This is a genomic window from Roseovarius aestuariivivens (genome assembly GCF_004761875.1).
GTDB classification, from domain to species: domain Bacteria; phylum Pseudomonadota; class Alphaproteobacteria; order Rhodobacterales; family Rhodobacteraceae; genus Roseovarius; species Roseovarius aestuariivivens.
Genome location: NZ_SJEY01000008.1, coordinates 12,965 through 31,477 on the forward strand (window position 1 = coordinate 12,965; position 18,513 = coordinate 31,477).

Genomic DNA, 18,513 nt, shown 5'->3' on the forward strand with positions numbered 1-18,513 from the left:
TTTTCAGGCGTCAGGCAAAGATCTGTTTGGCGTGCTTTTCAAGATAAATGCGCAGCCACGGCGTAAATTGCTCGGGCGTTGCCCGTGTGCGCGCGGCAAGCTCGTCAAGCGGGATCCAGGCGGTGTCCATGACCTCGTCGGGATTGGGACGCGGCGCGACCTGCGTCGCGACCTCGGCGACGAAAATGTCCACAAGCTCGTGCTCGATCAGGCCGCCGCCCACATCGGCGCGGTATTCCACGCGGTCGCGGAATTGCAGGGGCAGGCCGGTCAGACCCAGCTCTTCGTCAAGCCGCCGCTCGGCGCAGGCCATGGCCTCTTCACCCCAATGAGGATGGGTACAACAGGTATTCGCCCAAAGCCCCGGCGTGTGGTACTTGCCCAGCGCCCGGCGCTGGATCAGCACCTCTTTCCCATGCATTACGAAAACCGAAATCGCCTTGTGCCGCAGGCCGCGGCGATGGGCCTCGAGCTTTTCGACGGCGACAAGATCGCCGCCGACCCATGTGGGGATCATCACCGTCATGTATAGGCCGCCGGCACCAGTCGGGTGAGATGCGCGAGGTTCTTCAACCCGATCTTGAGATGCGCCATCGGACGGGCCTTGACCAGCTTCTTGTTCATGTAAGCCTCGAACGTCAGACGCTGCACGTCGATGTCGTGACACAGCGACACGAACCGTTCACGCCGCTCGTCGGACTTGTAATAGGCATTCTGCATAGACGCCAGCACCCGGAACACCGTCTTGTGCTCGCGCATGAAAAGCTGTCGGGCCAGCCGCAGATCCTTCACGCGCCCCGAGGCCAGACAGGCCGCCGCAGCCGTGGCGGCCACGCGCCCCCCGGCCATGGCGTAATAGATCCCCTCGCCCGAACTTGGTGCGACAACTCCGGCGGCATCACCCGCCAGCACCACGTCCTTGCCGTTGTCCCACCGGTCTAGCGGCTTAAGCGGAATGGGCGCGCCCTCGCGGCGGATCGTTTCACATCCGGCCAGCCCGCTCGCCTCGCGCAGCGCCGCCGTGGCCTTCTTGAGATCGACCTCCTTGACCATGGAGCCCATGCCGACACTGGCGGATTTCCCATGCGGAAAGACCCAGCCATAGAAATCGGGGGAAATACGCCCGTCATAGATCACGTCGCAGCGATCTGGGTGATACTCGCCCACCGCGCCCGGCGCTTCGATGATCTCATGATAGGCGACCACGTACGGGATGCGATCCCCGCCCGGCACCTCGTCGCGCGCCACGTTCGAGCGCGCGCCATCCGCGCCGATCACCAGCTTGCAGGGCAGTTCCCGCTCGTTGCCGCTGACCTTGTCACGGTAAATGACCTTCGTCACGCCGCCCTCACGATCGATCCGCTTGTAGGTGCCGGTGGCGCGTACCGCGCCAGCCTTGGCCGCCCGCTCGCGCAAGAATTCATCGAAATCCTCGCGGTCAACCATGCCGACAAATCCGTTCTCGATCGGAATATCGACCTTGCGCCCTGTGGGCGAGATCATCCGCGCGGTGGTGATCTTGGCCACGAGCATATGATCGGGAATATCGAAATCCGCGATCAGGCGCGGCGGAATGGCGCCGCCACAGGGCTTGATCCGCCCCGCGCGATCCAAAAGCGCCACCTTGTGACCCGACCGGGCCAGATCCTCGGCGGCGGTGGCGCCGGACGGCCCTCCGCCCACAACAACGACATCATACATGGATCACTCTCCCGGTTGTAGCTGCGGCGCCATGGGCCGATGCAGGATCCGCCCCGCCACCAGCGCCGCCGCCATGAAAAGAATGGCCTCAAGGCCGAAGACCACCGCGTAGGCCGCGCCATCCGGCAACGCCACGCGCGCCAGATCGAGCGTGCCCGTGGCAATCAGACCCGCCAGGCCGGCGGCCACGGCTTGTGCTGCGCCAAAGACGCCCATCCGCGTGCCCGTGGCTCCCTCCTGTGCCGCCGCAAGGCGCATCATCGATCCGATAGCGCCCACGACGAAAAGGCCGTTGCCCAGGCCCAGCACCACGGTAAAGGGCACCAGCGCCAGGCCTGCGCCGAGGCCCACAAGACCGATGGCCGAAACCACGCAGCCGATCATTGCCCAGCCCCTCAGGCTTCCAAGCTTGAACGTCGACAGCGCCCCAGCCAGGATCATCCCCAGAAGCGCTGCACCGTCCTTGCCGCCCGATAGGCGCGTCGAGGCATCAGGGGTCAGCCCGTGCACATGACCGGCGAACGGCTCCAGCACAAGTTCGCTTAGGTAAAAGGCCAGGATCGACAGGAAAACAAAACCGGTAAAGGCACGCGCCGCCGGATCGGCCCAGGTCGCGCGCAGCGCGGGGCCAAGCGCGGGGTCTGCAGGGGCCGGCACCGCGCCAAGTCGCTTTTCCACGCCCACGGTTGCAATATAGGCCAGAACGAGGCCCACCACCGCAACAACGGGCACCACCAGCATCAGCCGCTCGGGCGAATAAGGCTTAAGTGCGATGCCCGCGCCGACCGACGAAAAGATCGCCCCGGCAATCAGCATAAGCCACGCGAAAGTTGCCACCGCGCCTTTCTTTTCGTCCGGAGCGGCCGTCGCCAGCAGCGCAAGAAACGACGTGCCCGCCGCCCCGATGCCGAAGCCGATGAGCGCATAGGCCACGATCCAGACGGCAATCGCCACTTGCGGGCTGGGCGCCATCGCGATGGCCCAGGCGCTCAGGACGAGGCCGAGACCTACCACGGCGATTCCGCCAAGAATGAAGGGCGTCCGACCGCCTTTGGCGTCCGAGCGATGCCCCCAGACGGGCCGCGAGATCTGCACCGCGTAATGCAACGCCACCAAAAAGCCGGGCAAGAGCGCCGGCAGCGCCAGTTCGACCGTCATCAACCGGTTGAAAAGATTGACCGGCAACGCCGAAAGCCCGCCGATGGCCGCATTCGCGAGACAAAGCCGTGCCAATCCGCCCCAACCCAAGGTCATGACAGCCCCCGGATCGCGAAGGCGGCGATCATCATGCCGCTGACGTAAAGCAGAACGCCCGTGCCATTATACCACGGCGCGCGGCCTTTTGGATCGGACAGCAGCACGCGCATCGCCCAAATCTGAACGGCCAGAAGCACCGCAACGGCCAGCGCGTGCCAGACCTGCCCCCAGGCCAGCAGCAATCCGATGACGGCCACTTGCGGCACCGCCATGACCCAGCAGGCCACGCGCGCGGCGCGTTCCGGGCCAAGCGTGACGGGCAAGGAATTCACCCCCATCTGCCGGTCGCCTTCCAGCGCCTTGAAGTCGTTCAGCGTCATGATGCCATGCGCGCCCAACGCATAGAGAAGCGCCACCAGCACCGTCTGCACGGACGGCGCGCCCGCCGACAGAACGGCGGCCCCGGTGAACCATGGCAGGCCTTCATAGCAAAGCCCGACAAGTCCCGGCCCCCACCAACCCGATTTCTTCAAGCGGACGGGCTCTGCCGAATAGGCCCACGCCGCCAGCACGCCGAATACGGTCGCGCCGAACCCCCAAGGCCCAAGGGTTGCGCCAAGCGCCAGCGCCAGCGCACTCATGATCAACGCGATCCACAGCCCCCAGCGTCCGGGAATGCGCCCCGACGGGATCGGGCGGTGCGGTTCGTTGATGGCATCGACATGCCGGTCGCACCAGTCATTGGCGGCCTGGCTCATCCCGCAGACCACCGGCCCGGCCAGCACTATCCCGATCAGCACCAGCCACGGCGCCGACGTCACCGGCACGCCCGAGGACACCACTCCGCAGAGATATGCCCAGACCGGCGGAAACCATGTGATCGGCTTGATCAGGGTCAGCACCGCGCGCGGCTGCGGCAGTCGACGATCGGCTTGTAATTCTACTGAGACACCCATGGTGTCAATTAAACCTTACATTTCGGATTCGTGAAAGGCTTTTTTCCGGCAAGGTCCGCTACGCGAACCATTCCGCGCCGCGTGTCAGTCGTCGCTGCCGCTGTTCAAGAGACCATGCTTGCGCAGCTTGACATAAAGGCTTTGCCGCGAGAGGCCCAGCATCTCTGCCGCCGCTACACGGTTGTTCCCGGTCAACTGCACCGCCGTCTCGATGCAAAGCTTCTCGACAACGTCGGATGTCGCCGAAACCAGTTCCTTGAGAGAGGCCGTGCCGACCAGATCCATGACGTTTTTCATCGCGTCTTCGCTGACAACCGCCGCGGCGCCTTCGGCATCCACGCCCTCGACCGGTGTCACGTTGCGGATGATGAACCCGTAGCCGAAATCGCCGCCCTTGTTCTCAAGCTTCGCGACAGAGATGTCGACGCTCGAACGGGTCCCGACCACACTGGTCATCTGTGTGGCGTAATTGCGCAAGCGCCCTTTCTTGTGCGCGGTCTCCAGCATCAGCTTGAGATCGACCGCCCCGCGCGCGAAATAATCGTCGAGATTGGTCTCACGCACATCGCGCAACTGCGCCGCATCGGTCATTTCGAGGAAGGCGTCATTGGCGTCGCGGATGGTGCCCTTGCCATCGGTCAGGACGATCGCGTCGCTGGTCGAGGCAAAGAGCAGAGCCATGGATTGCGCGACTTCGCTACCGCTGCTGATCTGCTCGTCAATCGACACCAGCCGGCACAGCATGAACAATTCGCCCGCCGCCCGGAAGAAATGCGGGCTGAGCGACACCGCGCGCCCGTTGCGGCGCGCAATCAAATCGACACCCTTGACCTCTTCCGACCCGGCGGCCGATTTCAGCGCCTCCATCAGCTCCTCACGCCTTCGCCCTTCAAAGACCTGCGCCAGGGAAGATCCAGCAAGGGTTGCGGCCTTTGTGCCCAAAAGCAGCGCCGCCGCGCTGTTGAGATCCCGGATCCGGCCCTTCTCGGGCTCCACCATGATCAAAGGCGTTTCCGAGGCCTCCAGCACCACGTTGTAAAAGGTCTGTTCGCCGCGCAGTTTCTGCTGGTCGCGTTCGCGCGCCATCTGCTCGGCGACAAGGCGTTGCTGCACTTCGGCAATCGGCTGCATGTCTCGACCAAGCAAGAGCACGTCTTCGCTGCCATAGATACGATGCAGAGTGTAACGGATCGGGAATTCCCACGTCGCATTGTCGACATGGTTGATCTCAAGCGCGCGCGGAATGACATCGGGATCCGATCTCAGGATCGCCAGACGCTGTGCCAGCTTTTCGCGGCTTTCGATGGTCAGGAACTTGTCGAACGGGCGACCGACCCAGTGATCGAGACTGCCCAGCGACGGACAATCGGGATTGACCGAAATCCCGGTCACATCGCCATCCGCCCCCACGAGCACGGTGATATCAGCGGCCTGTTCTACGAGATTCTGCACGCTTGTCGGGTCCGGCAAAGCGCCGGCTCGCAGACTTTCCGATTTGCGCCGCTCCCGGGTCACACCCGCACCTCGTATTCGGCCCAGCATATCATGGCGTTACGCAATCCCGTTAAAGGGTACGGCCTCGGCCACGCTGGACAAGCCACATTTCTCAATCGCTTCACGGGCCGTTCTCACGGCAAAATCGGCCCCTGTGCGCATTACCAGCTTTTCGTCTTCGTCCACCGCCCGCCCGCCGACAACGATCGGCGGCACGTAATCCGCGTTGGTGCGAAGGTAATCCACCATTCCGGTTACTTTTTCAATAGAGCTACGTGTCGCAGCGGTGACCCCGATCATCGCAAACCTGCTGGAGCGGACCAATTCGACAAGCTCGCTGTTCTTCAACCCGATGGCCATATGCACCCAAAGCCCATGCCGCCGCATATTGTCGGCGGCCACGAAAGCGCCCAGCGCGTGCTGTTCGAACTCCGGAATGACCATCAGCACCGATTGACCCAGCGGTACGCTGCGGTCCGTCCAGCGCATCGTTGACGCCGCCGCGTCGGTGCGAAAGAGGCTTTGGAGCCGCGACGCCCCAACCGTGACGTCGACGAAACTGGCCTGGTCACTGACCCAAAGCTCGCCGAGATAGCGCGCGGCGGACGGGATATAGGACTGGTAGATTTCCTGCGAACTCACGCCGGTGGCCATCAGCGAAGACAGCACCGACTGGTAGCTGGCTTCGGATTCCGACATCAGGGCCTCGCAAAGCCGGGCGACCCATTGTTCACGGGTCCGCGGCTCGGTCGTATTCGATTTCGAGCTTACTGTCCGCAAGGCGGACTCCACCAGAAATCGGATCGCAGGTTTCTGCGTCTCCGCGAGACCAGAGTCATTCTTTTTCGAGGACTTGTCCAATGGTCACTCCTGCAGGCGATATCAGCATCCTCACGACGCCTAAGCCCTTTACTCCGGCAGTCTGAACTCTGCGCTCGCGGCCCGCAATTGTCAATTTTTCCTGACATTCAGGCAGGATAAGAGCCTGCAAGGCCTTGGAAAGACACTCTAAAAAGTCTGGGAAAGATACCAGAATTCCAATATTTACAGGAAAATTCGCCGTCATGACGCGACTCACCCGAATGCCAAGCTGGATTGACGAACCGGACTTGGGTCACCTGTAAATATTAGTTGACACTTTCCCGCCGCCACCCCTAGCATCATGGGTGAAACACCGGCCTGCGAGGGGATTAATGACGCCGACCGCGCCCACAAAACCTGCCCGCGTTCTGCTGTACACGGCCGAACAGCGCGCACGCCGCGATGAAAGCGTCTGGACCCTGATCCAGGGCGTTCTCGCGCCGGCGCAATTCCTCGTCTTTCTGGTCTCTCTCGTCTTGGTGCTGCGCTACCTGGCGACCGGGGCCGGCTACGAAATCGCGACGTGGTCGATCGTGGTCAAGACAGGCTTTCTCTACCTCATCATGATCACCGGGGCGATCTGGGAAAAAATCGTTTTTGGACAATATCTTTTCGCCGAAGCCTTCTTCTGGGAAGATGTCTTCAGCTTCGCTGTCATCGCGCTTCACACCGCCTATCTCTGTGCCCTGTTTAGCGGCGCGCTCGCCCCCGATGCGCTCATGGGATTGGCGCTAGCGGCCTATGCCGCCTACGTCATCAACGCGGGACAATTCGTGCTCAAGCTACGCGCCGCGCGGCGGCAGTCCGAGGGGCTGTCATGAGCCTCGATCTTCCCCGTCCGCCGGCCACCGGATGCCGTGACACACCGGTCCTGAAGCAGCGCGGCCAGCACGAGGTTTTCTGCGGCCTGACGGGAATCATCTGGCTGCACCGCAAGATGCAGGACGCGTTCTTTCTCGTCGTGGGTTCGCGCACCTGCGCGCACCTCCTGCAATCCGCCGCTGGCGTGATGATCTTCGCCGAACCGCGCTTCGGCACGGCGATTCTCGAGGAAACCGATCTTGCCGGTCTCGCCGACGCCCAGGAAGAGCTGGAGCGCGAGGTCGCCCGCCTGCTGGAGCGTCGCAAGGACATCCGCCAGCTTTTCCTTGTCGGCTCCTGCCCGTCCGAGGTGATCAAGCTCGATCTGGCACGCGCCGCCGAAAAACTTACCGAACAATACGCCCCGCATGTGCGCGTGCTGAACTACTCCGGCTCGGGGATCGAGACAACTTTCACCGAGGGCGAGGACGCCTGTCTCGCCTCGATGATCCCGGTCCTTCCGGAAACCGACGAACGCCAGCTTCTGCTGGTCGGCGCCCTGCCCGACGTGGTCGAGGATCAGGCGCTCGATCTGCTGGCGAAGATGGGAATCGAGAACGTCAAGGTTCTGCCGGCAAGGCGGGCCGACGACGACCTCGCCATCGGCCCCAACACCGTGTTTGCCCTGACACAGCCATTCCTGGGCGGCTCCCTCGCCGCACTGGGAAAGCGCGGGGCGCGTCATATTCCTGCGCCGTTCCCGTTCGGCGAAGAAGGCACCACTGCGTGGCTTCGCGCCGTGGCGCAGGAATTCGGTGTCGATCTCACCCTGGTCGATACTGTAACACACGCGCCCCGCGCACGAGCAAAAAAAGCGGTCGCCCAGGCGGCAGAGCATCTGCGCGGGAAATCCGTTTTCTTCTTTCCCGACAGTCAGATGGAAATTCCGCTTGCCCGTTTCCTGACCCGCGAATGCGGCATGACCGCTGTCGAGGTCTCCGCGCCCTTCATTCACAAAGGCGTCGTCGGCCCCGATCTCGACCTGCTCGAAGAGGGTCCGACCATCGCCGAAGGACAAGACGTTGACCTGCAGCTCGACCGTTGCCGCGCGGCCCGGCCCGACCTGACAATCTGCGGTCTTGGTCTGGCAAATCCCTTGGAATCCGAAGGACTTGCGACCAAGTGGGCGATCGAGCTGGTCTTCACCCCGGTGCATTTCTACGAGCAGGCCGGTGACCTCGCCGGTCTCTTTTCCCGCCCCATCAAGCGCCGCGAGGCACTGCGGCTGGAGGCGGCGGAATGAAGCTCTCGGTCTGGACATATGAAGGCCCGCCGCATGTGGGCGCAATGCGCGTCGCCACCGCGATGACCGGGCTTCACTACGTGCTGCACGCCCCGCAGGGCGACACATATGCCGACCTCCTTTTCACGATGATCGAGCGGCGCAATCACCGCCCACCGGTCACCTACACCACGTTTCAGGCCCGCGATCTGGGCTCTGATACCGCGAATCTCTTCAAGACCGCCTGTCAGTCCGCCTATGACCGATTCCAGCCTCAGGCGATGATCGTTGGCGCGTCCTGCACCGCCGAACTGATCCAGGACGACCCCGGCGGCATGGCCGAACTGATGGGCCTGCCCTGCCCGGTCATTCCCCTGGAACTGCCCAGCTACCAGCGCAAGGAAAACTATGGCGCGGACGAGACCTTCTTCCAGATCTGCCGCGCGCTGGCCCGTCCCGTCGAGAAGACCGCGCATGTCACCGCCAACCTGATCGGCCCGACCGCCCTAGGGTTCCGCCACCGCGACGACATCACCGAGGTGACGGCCCTGCTCGAGGAAATGGGCATTTCAGTAAACGTCACCGCGCCTTACGGCGCGTCTCCGACCGACATCACCCGGCTGGGTGCCGCGCATCTCAACATCCTGATGTATCCCGAAACCGGCGAGGCCGCGTGCCGCTGGATGGAGCGCGAGCTGGGCCTGCCCTTCACCAAGACCGTGCCCATCGGCGTCGGCGCGACCCGCGATTTCGTGGCCGAAGTGGCCAAGCTCACCGGCGTCGAACCGAAGCTCGAAGAAAGCCGCCTGCGACTGCCCTGGTACTCGTCCTCGGTGGACAGCACCTATCTTACCGGCAAGCGCGTCTTCATTTTCGGCGACGGCACCCATGTGGCCACTGCCGCCCGCATCGCCCGAGACGAGATGGGTTTCGAGGTGGTGGGTCTGGGCTGCTACAATCGCGAAATGGCCCGCCCGATCCGGGCGCTGGCCAAGGAATATGACGTCGAGGCGCTCATTTCCGACGATTATCTCGACGTCGAACAGCGCATCGAAGAACTGGCGCCCGAGATGATCCTCGGCACGCAGATGGAACGCCATATCGGGAAGCGCCTCGGCATTCCCTGCGCCGTCATCTCCGCCCCCGTGCACGTACAGGATTTCCCGGCCCGCTACTCGCCCCAGATGGGAATCGAGGGCGCGAACGTGATCTTCGACACATGGGTGCACCCGCTGGTCATGGGGCTGGAGGAGCACCTTCTGCACATGTTCCGCGAGGATTTCGAGTTTCACGACGACGCGGGCGCCTCGCACCATGGCCACAAGGCCAAGGCGCGGCAGGCTGAGTCGATTGAAGAGCCTGTTGCCGCCAACGACCCCGCGGTTCCGGCGGAAACCGCCGAGATCATCTGGCTCGCCGACGCCGAGCGCGAACTCAAGAAAATTCCCTTCTTCGTGCGCGGCAAGGCGCGGCGCAACACCGAACTCTTCGCCGCCGAGCGCGGTGTGCAACAGATCGGCATCGACACGCTTTACGAGGCCAAGGCCCATTATGCGCGATGACGTGATGTTCTCTCAGGCGCAAACGCCCTACCGCGTGGTCATCCTCACACTGGACTCGCACGCCACCGGCCCCTGCGCGCGGGCGGCGGAACACCTTGCGCCGGACTTTCCGGGGCTGGAGCTGTCCGTGCATGCCGCCGCCGAATGGGGCGAAGACCCAGAGGCGCTGACCCGCGCCCGCGAGGATATCGCACGCGGCGACATCATCATCGCAAATCTCCTTTTCCTAGAAGAGCATATCAACGCGATCCTCCCCGATCTGGAGGCCCGCCGCGACACCTGCGACGCCATGGCGGGCATCATCGCCGACGCCAAGATCGTCAAGCTCACCCGCATGGGCACGCTCGACATGCAGGCGCCCGAGTCGGGCACGCGCAAGCTGCTCAAGAAGCTGCGCGGCCAGACCAAGCAGAACGTCGACAGCGGCGCGAAGAAAATGAAGATGCTGCGCCGTCTGCCGCGCATTCTCAAGCTCATCCCGGGCAAGGCACAGGATCTGCGCGCGTGGTTTCTGACCATGCAGTATTGGCTCGGCGCCTCGGATGAAAACATCGAGGCGCTCGTGCGCTTTCTCGTGTCGCGCTACAGTCATCGGGCCGAATGGCGCGGCACCCGCGCGCCAGAGCCTGTCGAATACCCCGATACCGGGCTTTACCATCCCGATCTTGCCACCAAGATCACCACCGATCCCGCCGAACTGCCCGCGCCGACCGACCCGGTTGCGACTGTCGGCCTTCTGATGATGCGCTCTTACGTGCTGTCGGGTGACACCGCGCATTATGACGGCGTGATCCGCGCCCTCGAGGCGCGGGGCATGCGTGTCCTGCCCGCCTTCGCAGGCGGTCTCGACGGACGGCCCGCCATCGACGCCTATTTCACCGGCCCGGCAGGTGCCAAGGTCGACGCGCTTTTGTCCCTCACCGGGTTCAGCCTTGTCGGTGGTCCGGCCTATAACGACAATGACGCCGCGATCTCGGTGCTCAGCGCGCTGGATATTCCCTATCTCGCCGCCCATCCTCTGGAGTTTCAGACGCTTGACCAATGGGCGGGCTCGAACCAAGGCCTCGGCCCGATCGAGACCACCATGCTCATCGCCCTGCCCGAGCTTGACGGCGCGACCGCGCCCACGGTTTTCGCGGGCCGCCACGGTCAGGACGGCTGCACCGGATGCAAGCGCCGCTGCCAGGTCGAGACACACAAGGCGATGGCACCCTGCCCCGAGCGCATCGAGGTTCTCGCCGACCGGGTCCTGTCCCGCGCCAAGCTGCGCCGCTCCCGCGTGGCCGAGCGCCGCGTCGGCATCGTGCTCTTCGGCTTTCCGCCCAACGCGGGCGCGGCTGGCACGGCGGCTTATCTCGACGTCTTCACCTCGCTTTACAACACGCTCCACGCGATGGCCGATCAAGGCTACGACCTGACGCCACCCGAGAGCGTCGCCGAGTTGCGCAAGACCGTGCTGGAAGGCTCGGCCAAGCAATACGGCCAAGAGGCCAACGTCGCCGATCACGTGACCGCCGATCAGATCGTGTCCGGCACGCCATGGCTCGACGAGATCGAGGCGCAATGGGGCGCAGCCCCGGGACGTGTGCAGTCCGACGGGCGCGGCGTCTTTATCCTCGGCGCGCAGTTCGGCAAGGTTTTCGTCGGCCTTCAGCCCGCCTTCGGCTATGAAGGCGACCCGATGCGCCTGCTCTTCGAGCGCGGCTTTGCGCCGACCCACGCCTTCACGCAGTTCTACCTTTGGCTCAAGCGCAGCTTCCGCGCCGATGTGCTGTTGCATTTCGGCATGCACGGCGCGCTTGAATTCATGCCGGGCAAACAGGCCGGGCCGGGCAACACCTGCTGGCCGGACCGCCTTATCGGCGACCTGCCGAACGTCTATCTTTATGCCTCCAACAACCCGTCCGAGGCGACGCTGGCCAAGCGCCGCTCTGGCGCGGTGACGATCACGCATCTCACGCCGCCGCTGGCCAGTGCGGGTCTCTACAAGGGCCTGTCGGAACTCAAGGACAGCCTGTCACGCTGGCGCGCCTCCGCACCCGATGCGCCCGAGCGGGCCGAGATCGAAGAATTGATTGCCGAACAGGCCGAGGCGGTGGATCTCGGGGGCACGGATCCCGAAACTCTTTGGCTCAAGCTCTTGGAAACCGAAGACGCGCTCATTCCCGAAGGTCTGCACGTGGTGGGCCAGCCGATGTCCGAGGGCGCCAAGACCGAATACCTCAAGCATCTTGCCGACCGCGATGCAGACACCCAGACCCGCGTGGCCACTCTTCTGAGCCAGCAAACAGAAATCCCTGCGTTGCTTCATGCGCTCGACGGCGGATTTACCGCGCCGGTGCCCGGCGGCGACCTCATTCGCTCGCCCGAGATCCTGCCGACGGGGCGCAACATCCACGCCTTCGACCCGTTCCGCATGCCTTCGGCCTATGCCTGCCGGCAAGGCGCGGATCAGGCGCAACTGCTGCTGGAGACGCACAAGACCCTGCCGCGCACCGTGGCGATCGTGCTCTGGGGCTCGGACAACATCAAATCGGATGGCGAGCAACTGGCGCAGGCGCTGGCCCTCATGGGCACACGCCCACGTTTCGACAGTTTCGGTCGTCTTTGCGGGGCGGACCTCATCCCAATCACGGAACTGGGCCGCCCTCGCATCGACGTTATTATGACGCTCTCGGGCATCTTCCGCGATCTGCTGCCCTTGCAGACCAAGCTGCTCGCAGAGGCCGCGCTGAAATGCGCGCAAGCCGAAGAGCCAGCTGACCAGAACTTCATCCGCGCCCATGCGCTGGACTATGCGGAAAAGATCGGCTGCGATCTGGAAACCGCCGCGCTGCGGGTCTTCTCCAACGCCGAAGGCGCCTATGGGTCGAACGTCAACCTGCTCGTGGACAGCTCCGCCTTCGACGACGAGGACGAACTGGCCGACGCCTACGTCGCGCGAAAGAGCTTCGCTTACGGCGTCAACGGCAAGGCGCAGCCCAACGACAAGCTCTTGCAGACCGCGCTTGGCGACGTGGAACTGGCCTATCAGAACCTCGAATCCGTGGAACTGGGCGTGACCACAGTCGATCACTACTTCGACACGCTGGGCGGGATTTCCCGCGCTGTGAAACGCGCTCGCGGCGGGCAAGAGGCGGCGATCTACATTTCCGACACAACGCGCGGCTCGGGCAAGGTGCGCACGCTCGCGGATCAGGTGTCGCTCGAAAGCCGCTCGCGCGCGCTCAATCCGAAATTCCACGAGGCGCTTTTGAAGCACGGCGCTGAAGGCGTCCGCCAGATCGAAAGCTCGCTCACCAATACGATGGGCTGGTCGGCCACGACCGGACAGGTAGAACCGTGGGTCTATCAACGCATTTCCGAGACTTTCATGCTCGACGATGAGATGCGCAGGCGTCTCACGGAGTTGAACCCGGCGGCCTCCTCGCGCATGGCCAACCGGCTTCTCGAAGCCCATGACCGCGCCTATTGGCAGCCAGATGCGGCCACGCTCGACGCGCTGCGCGATGCGGCGGACGCGCTCGAGGACAGGCTGGAAGGGGTGGCCGCAGAATGACCTCAGGTTACGCATATCGCATTCCGCCGGTGGCTCTGCCCCCGGATCCCCGGAGTATTTTCACCAAGAAGAAATCAGGGGCGATACGCCCCGTTTGGAGGACCATATGAGCCCGCGCGACGACATCCCGAACCTGAAGGGTCAGGACGGCGAAGGCTCGGTGCAAGTGCATCAGGACCCGTCGATGAAGATTGAAGGCGCCAAGGTCTTCTCGATCTATGGCAAGGGTGGCATCGGCAAGTCGACCACCTCGTCGAACCTGTCGGCGGCCTTCGCCAAGATGGGCAAGCGCGTGCTGCAGATCGGCTGTGATCCCAAGCATGACAGCACCTTCACCCTGACCGGCAAGCTGCAACCCACCGTGATCGACATTCTCAAGGAGGTGGATTTCCACCCCGAGGAGCTGCGCCCGGAAGACTTCGTCACCGAAGGCTGGGGCGGCGTGCAATGCGTCGAGGCAGGCGGTCCGCCCGCCGGCACCGGCTGCGGCGGCTATGTCGTGGGCCAGACGGTGAAGCTTCTCAAGCAGCACCATATGCTGGAAGACACCGACGTGGTGATCTTCGACGTGCTGGGCGACGTGGTTTGCGGCGGGTTCGCCGCACCCTTACAGCACGCGGACCGCGCGGTGATCGTCACCGCCAACGATTTTGACTCGATCTACGCCATGAACCGCATCATCGCCGCGGTGCAGGCCAAGTCGGCCAACTACAAGGTGCGGCTTGCAGGCTGTATCGCCAACCGGTCCAAGGCCACGGACGAGGTCGACCGCTATTGTGACACGGTAGGCTTCAACCGCATCGCGCATATGCCCGATGTGGATGCCATCCGCCGCTCACGTCTCAAGAAGAAGACGCTTTTCGAGATGGATGACGAGGAGGACATCGTCGCCTGCCGCGCGGAATACATGCGGCTGGCGGAAACACTCTGGCGCGGCACAGAACCGCGCGCTCCCGCCCCGATGGAAGACCGCGATATCTTTGAGCTGCTTGGATTCGATTGATGAGCTACGACCGCACGCTTGCCTCTGTCGAGACCTATTTCGACAAGACCGCGACCCGCACCTGGGAGCGGCTGACAAGTGATGCGCCGGTGTCGAAAATTCGCGAGACGGTGCGGCGGGGCCGCGATGCGATGCGCGCGCAGATGCTGTCGCGCCTGCCCGATGACCTGCGCGGGGCGCGTATCCTCGATGCGGGCTGTGGCGCGGGGCAGATGACAGCGGAACTTGCCGCGCGCGGCGCGGATGTCGTGGCGGTGGATATTTCACCGTCGCTCGTAAGCATAGCGCAGCGGCGGCTGCCGGTGGATCTGGCGCACCGCGTCGATTTCCGGGCCGGTGACATGCTTTGCGATACTCATGGGCGCTTCGACCACGTGATCGCCATGGACAGCCTGATCTACTACGGCCGCGAAGACCTCGCCCGCGCGCTTGGGCAACTGAGCGCTCGCACCGCGGGGCGCGTCGTCTTTACCGTCGCACCGCGCACACCGCTTCTAATGATGATGTGGCGCGCGGGGCAACTGTTCCCGCGTTCGGACCGCTCGCCCACCATGGTGCCGCACGCGCCCGCCAGCCTGCAAAAGGCGCTGGCGAACACCGCGCGGCTGACCCCGCTCGGCCGGATAACCTCGGGCTTCTACATCTCTCAGGCGATGGAGGTCACCGCATGATCTTCCACGCCGATCAGCTCAAGGCCTTCTCGCAGCGCTACCTGCCCTTTGCGGATGCGACCAGCGAAGGCCTGCCGCTTGGTCAGCTTCTGCGCCTGTCGCTCTTCCAGGTCTCGGTCGGCATGGCCACGGTGATGCTTCTGGGCACGCTCAACCGCGTGATGATCGTCGAACTATCGGTTCCGGCCACCATCGTGGCCGTGATGATCGCCCTGCCAGTCTTGATCGCCCCTTTCCGCACGCTGCTGGGCTTCCGCTCGGACACCTATCGCAGCGCCATCGGGTGGAAGCGCATCCCGTATCTCTGGTTCGGCTCGCTCTGGCAGATGGGCGGGCTGGCCGTCATGCCGTTCGCCCTGCTGGTTCTGTCGGGTCAGCAGACCGTCGGCCCCGCCTGGGCGGGCGAAGTTCTGGCCGCGCTTGCGTTTCTGATGACGGGCCTCGGCCTGCACATGACCCAGACCGCCGGTCTGGCCCTGGCCACCGACCGCGCCGATGACGCAACGCGTCCGCGCGTCGTGGCGCTGCTTTATGTGATGTTCCTCATCGGCATGGGCATTTCCGCCGTGGTGATCGGCTGGCTTCTGCGCGATTTCTCGGAACTGCGCCTTGTGCGCGTCGTTCAGGGCGCAGCGCTGGCGGGGATCATCCTTAATCTCATCGCGCTCTGGAAGCAGGAGAAAGTCCGCCCCATGAGCCGCGCCGAGCGTGGCGCGCCGCGCCCGCGCTTCCGCGAGGCCTGGGCCGACCTGATGGCAGGCGGCCAGGCGGGTCGGCTTCTGGCGGTGGTCTTCATCGGCACTATGGCCTTCAACATGCAGGACGTACTGCTGGAACCTTACGGCGGCGAAATCCTGGGCCTGTCGGTGTCGTCCACCACCTCGCTTACCGCGATCTGGGCCGCAGGCGCGCTCTTGGGCTTTCTTCTGACGGCGCGGTCGCTGACCCGCGGGCGCGACGCGTTCCGACTGGCGGCTTTTGGCGTGCTGGTGGGAATCTGGGCCTTCTCGGTCGTCATCCTGTCAGCGCCGATGCAATCGCCAGCGATGTTCTTTACCGGCGCAGGCCTCATCGGCCTGGGCGGCGGCATCTTCGCCGTCTCGACGCTCACCGCGGCGATGACTATGCCCGCCAAGGGCCTGGCCGGTCATGGCCTGGCACTGGGTGCCTGGGGCGCGGCGCAGGCCACCGCCGCCGGGCTTGCCATCGCGTTTGGCGGCGCGATGCGCGACGCTGTCGACACCGTCGCCTCGACCGGCGCATGGGGCGAACCGCTCAACAGCGCCGCCACAGGCTATTCCTTCGTTTACCACGCAGAGATCGGGCTTCTTTTCGTGACGCTGGCCGCGCTTGGCCCGCTGGTGCGCTACGCCCGCCCGCAACCGCAACCCGAGACCAAAGGATCGGCCCGCATCGGCCTGGCCGACTTCCCCACATGACACGCCGATCCATGGAAAGGATACTCCCATGAGTAACGCATTTTTCGGAAACTTCGATCTGGCCAGCGTCTCGATCTGGCTGTTCTGGATCTTCTTCGCGCTGCTGATCATCTACATCCAGCGCGAGAATATGCGCGAGGGCTATCCGCTCGAGGATGACGACGGCAATCTTTCGGCCAATCAGGGACCCTTCCCCGTGCCCGAGGACAAGACCTTTATCCTGCCCCACGGCCGAGGAGAGTTGACCGTGCCGTCGGGCCAGCGGCCCGACCGCGACAACATCGCGCTGGAAAAGACCGCCGCCGGAAATGGCTTTCCCTTCCAGCCCACAGGCGATCCGATGGCCGATGGCGTCGGGCCTGCCTCTTGGGCGAACCGGAAAGACGAGCCTGAACTGGATGGCAAGGGTCACCCCAAGATTATCCCGATGGCTTCGACCGAGCATTTTCACGTGGCCGCCGGGCGCGATCCGCGCGGCCTACCTGTGATGGCCGGAGACGGCGAGGTGGTCGGCATGATCACCGACATGTGGATCGACGAGCCCGAACAGATGGTGCGCTATCTCGAGGTCGAACTCGACGCCGATCACGGTGGTGGCAAACGGTTGATCCCGATGACGCTGGCACGCATCTGGAAGAGCCACGTCAAGGTGCTCAAGATCTACGGCAAGCATTTCGCGGGCGTGCCGACCCACGCCTCGGCGCGGCAGGTCACCAAGCTCGAAGAGGACAAGATTTCCGCCTATTACGGTGGCGGCACCCTCTATGCGAGCGAAAGCCGGTTCGGCCCGAAGCTCGGCTGATCTGACACTCTGAAGGAAGGCTGCCATCATGTCCCAGACCCATGACGACTTCGCGGTAGAGCCGGTTCCCGGCCTGCCGGAACGCCCGCCCGAGGGGGAACAGATCCTCTGGCAGGGCCGTCCGAACTGGTGGGCCCTGACCCGCGAGTCGCTCAACCTCTATTGGGTGATGGGCTATTTCGTGCTGCTCTTCGCCTGGCGTTTCATCACGCTTCTGGACCAGGTGACGCTGCAGACGGCATTCGCGGCCTCCTTCCCCTTCGTGATCCTCGGGCTCATCGTGAGCGCGCTTTTGCTCATCATCGGCTACGTGCAGGCTCGCGCCACGATGTACACAATCACCAATCGACGCGTGGCGATGCGCGTCGGCGCGGCCCTGACCGTGACACTCAACCTGCCCTTCACCCGCATCGCGCGCGCCGATCTCGACCTGCGCCGCGACGGCACCGGCACCATCGCGCTCGACCTGCAGGGCAAGACGCCCGTCAGCTATCTCGTGTGCTGGCCGCATGTGCGGCCCTGGCACATCAAGAACACCCAGCCCGCGCTACGCTGCATCCCCGATGCCAAGCGTATCGCCGGCATCCTCGCCGAGGCCGCAGAGGCGCGCATCTCGCAGCCGCAGATCGCCCGCTCCCCCGGCACCGCCGCGACCGCCCCCGGTCTCGCCGCTGAATAACCTGAAAGACACATAGAAATATGGCACGTACCGACACCGCCCCCGCCTTCAAGGCCCATGACAAGGAGCTTGTACCGCGTATGCTCGTGCGGGCGATGTTCGGGCTCGTGGCCACGGTTCTGGTGCTCGTGACCATCGCGCGCGTGACCGATCAGCCGGTCATTTCCGTGCCGCCCAAGGGCGAGATTTCGGCCAGCCGCGACATTAATCTGTCCGGCGATATGGCAGGCTCCGCGCGCGTCACCGCGCTCGATGGCACCGTCATCGCAGATCTCACGCCCCAAGAGGGCGGATTCATTTCCGGTGTGTACCGCGTCCTCGTGCGCGAACGCACCAAACACCGCGTGGCCCTCGAGGGACCGGTCACGCTCATCCGGTACGAAACGGGCCGGATTTCGATCCACGACCCGTCCACGGGCTGGAGCGCCGACCTCATGGGGTTCGGGGCAGACAACGCAAGGGCCTTTGCACGGCTTTTGGCAGAGTAAACCAAAGGAGGACGCCAA

General features: G+C 64.1%; 17 protein-coding genes. 10 read left to right on the plus strand and 7 right to left on the minus strand.

The window, feature by feature from the left end:
- Window positions 1–10: 10 nt before the first annotated feature.
- The 7 genes from idi to EZV60_RS13440 all read right to left on the minus strand — a co-directional run bounded on the left by idi (window position 11) and on the right by EZV60_RS13440 (window position 6,414).
- Window positions 11–526 carry an isopentenyl-diphosphate Delta-isomerase gene (gene idi / locus EZV60_RS13410; RefSeq protein ID WP_135506112.1) on the minus strand — a complete coding sequence of 172 codons (516 nt, stop codon included), beginning with the start codon at window positions 524–526 and terminating at the stop codon, window positions 11–13.
- Window positions 523–1,701: a geranylgeranyl diphosphate reductase gene (locus EZV60_RS13415; RefSeq protein WP_135506113.1), complete on the minus strand. Its 1,179-nt coding sequence runs from the start codon at window positions 1,699–1,701 to the stop codon at window positions 523–525. Before EZV60_RS13415 ends, idi begins: the two co-directional genes overlap by 4 nt.
- Before the next feature lie 3 nt (window positions 1,702–1,704).
- Window positions 1,705–2,955 (minus strand): BCD family MFS transporter, encoded by a 1,251-nt coding sequence (locus tag EZV60_RS13420; RefSeq protein WP_135506114.1) that lies wholly within the window; start codon window positions 2,953–2,955, stop codon window positions 1,705–1,707.
- Window positions 2,952–3,854: a chlorophyll synthase ChlG gene (chlG, locus tag EZV60_RS13425; protein WP_135506115.1), complete on the minus strand. Its 903-nt coding sequence runs from the start codon at window positions 3,852–3,854 to the stop codon at window positions 2,952–2,954. The genes EZV60_RS13420 and chlG overlap by 4 nt, the downstream gene beginning before the upstream one ends.
- Window positions 3,855–3,938: 84 nt before the next feature.
- Entirely contained in the window at window positions 3,939–5,306 is a 1,368-nt protein-coding gene (ppsR, locus tag EZV60_RS13430; RefSeq protein ID WP_245306300.1) for a transcriptional regulator PpsR, read from the minus strand.
- Window positions 5,307–5,405: 99 nt separating this feature from the next.
- Window positions 5,406–6,128 (minus strand): cobalamin B12-binding domain-containing protein, encoded by a 723-nt coding sequence (locus tag EZV60_RS13435; protein ID WP_245306301.1) that lies wholly within the window; start codon window positions 6,126–6,128, stop codon window positions 5,406–5,408.
- A gap of 55 nt (window positions 6,129–6,183) precedes the next feature.
- The gene (locus EZV60_RS13440; protein WP_135506117.1) at window positions 6,184–6,414 is read right to left on the minus strand and encodes a hypothetical protein; all 231 of its coding nucleotides are present in this window, start codon (window positions 6,412–6,414) and stop codon (window positions 6,184–6,186) included.
- 127 nt (window positions 6,415–6,541) lie between these two features.
- Here EZV60_RS13440 and bchF point away from each other — a divergent pair, with 127 nt between their 5' ends.
- From bchF to puhC, 10 genes are all read left to right on the plus strand, one after another.
- The gene (gene bchF / locus EZV60_RS13445; protein WP_135506118.1) at window positions 6,542–7,030 is read left to right on the plus strand and encodes a 2-vinyl bacteriochlorophyllide hydratase; all 489 of its coding nucleotides are present in this window, start codon (window positions 6,542–6,544) and stop codon (window positions 7,028–7,030) included.
- A complete protein-coding gene (locus tag EZV60_RS13450; protein WP_135506119.1) occupies window positions 7,027–8,313 on the plus strand; it encodes a ferredoxin:protochlorophyllide reductase (ATP-dependent) subunit N in 1,287 nt (428 codons plus the stop codon). Before bchF ends, EZV60_RS13450 begins: the two co-directional genes overlap by 4 nt.
- Window positions 8,310–9,854 (plus strand): ferredoxin:protochlorophyllide reductase (ATP-dependent) subunit B, encoded by a 1,545-nt coding sequence (gene bchB / locus EZV60_RS13455; RefSeq protein ID WP_135506120.1) that lies wholly within the window; start codon window positions 8,310–8,312, stop codon window positions 9,852–9,854. The genes EZV60_RS13450 and bchB overlap by 4 nt, the downstream gene beginning before the upstream one ends.
- Window positions 9,844–13,413 carry a magnesium chelatase subunit H gene (locus EZV60_RS13460; RefSeq protein WP_135506121.1) on the plus strand — a complete coding sequence of 1,190 codons (3,570 nt, stop codon included), beginning with the start codon at window positions 9,844–9,846 and terminating at the stop codon, window positions 13,411–13,413. Before bchB ends, EZV60_RS13460 begins: the two co-directional genes overlap by 11 nt.
- A 106-nt stretch (window positions 13,414–13,519) precedes the next feature.
- Entirely contained in the window at window positions 13,520–14,416 is an 897-nt protein-coding gene (gene bchL / locus EZV60_RS13465) for a ferredoxin:protochlorophyllide reductase (ATP-dependent) iron-sulfur ATP-binding protein (protein WP_135506122.1), read from the plus strand.
- Entirely contained in the window at window positions 14,416–15,087 is a 672-nt protein-coding gene (gene bchM / locus EZV60_RS13470) for a magnesium protoporphyrin IX methyltransferase (RefSeq protein ID WP_135506123.1), read from the plus strand. Before bchL ends, bchM begins: the two co-directional genes overlap by 1 nt.
- Window positions 15,084–16,526, plus strand: coding sequence for a PucC family protein (locus EZV60_RS13475; RefSeq protein WP_135506124.1), 1,443 nt, complete (start codon window positions 15,084–15,086; stop codon window positions 16,524–16,526). Before bchM ends, EZV60_RS13475 begins: the two co-directional genes overlap by 4 nt.
- 28 nt (window positions 16,527–16,554) lie before the next feature.
- Window positions 16,555–17,328, plus strand: a complete 774-nt coding sequence (gene puhA, locus EZV60_RS13480; RefSeq protein WP_135506125.1) for a photosynthetic reaction center subunit H — start codon at window positions 16,555–16,557, stop codon at window positions 17,326–17,328.
- 28 nt (window positions 17,329–17,356) lie between these two features.
- Window positions 17,357–18,007 carry a photosynthetic complex putative assembly protein PuhB gene (gene puhB, locus EZV60_RS13485; RefSeq protein WP_135506126.1) on the plus strand — a complete coding sequence of 217 codons (651 nt, stop codon included), beginning with the start codon at window positions 17,357–17,359 and terminating at the stop codon, window positions 18,005–18,007.
- A gap of 20 nt (window positions 18,008–18,027) precedes the next feature.
- On the plus strand, window positions 18,028–18,495 hold the full coding sequence (gene puhC / locus EZV60_RS13490; protein ID WP_135506127.1) for a photosynthetic complex assembly protein PuhC: 468 nt from the start codon (window positions 18,028–18,030) through the stop codon (window positions 18,493–18,495).
- The last annotated feature ends 18 nt before the right edge of the window (window positions 18,496–18,513 follow it).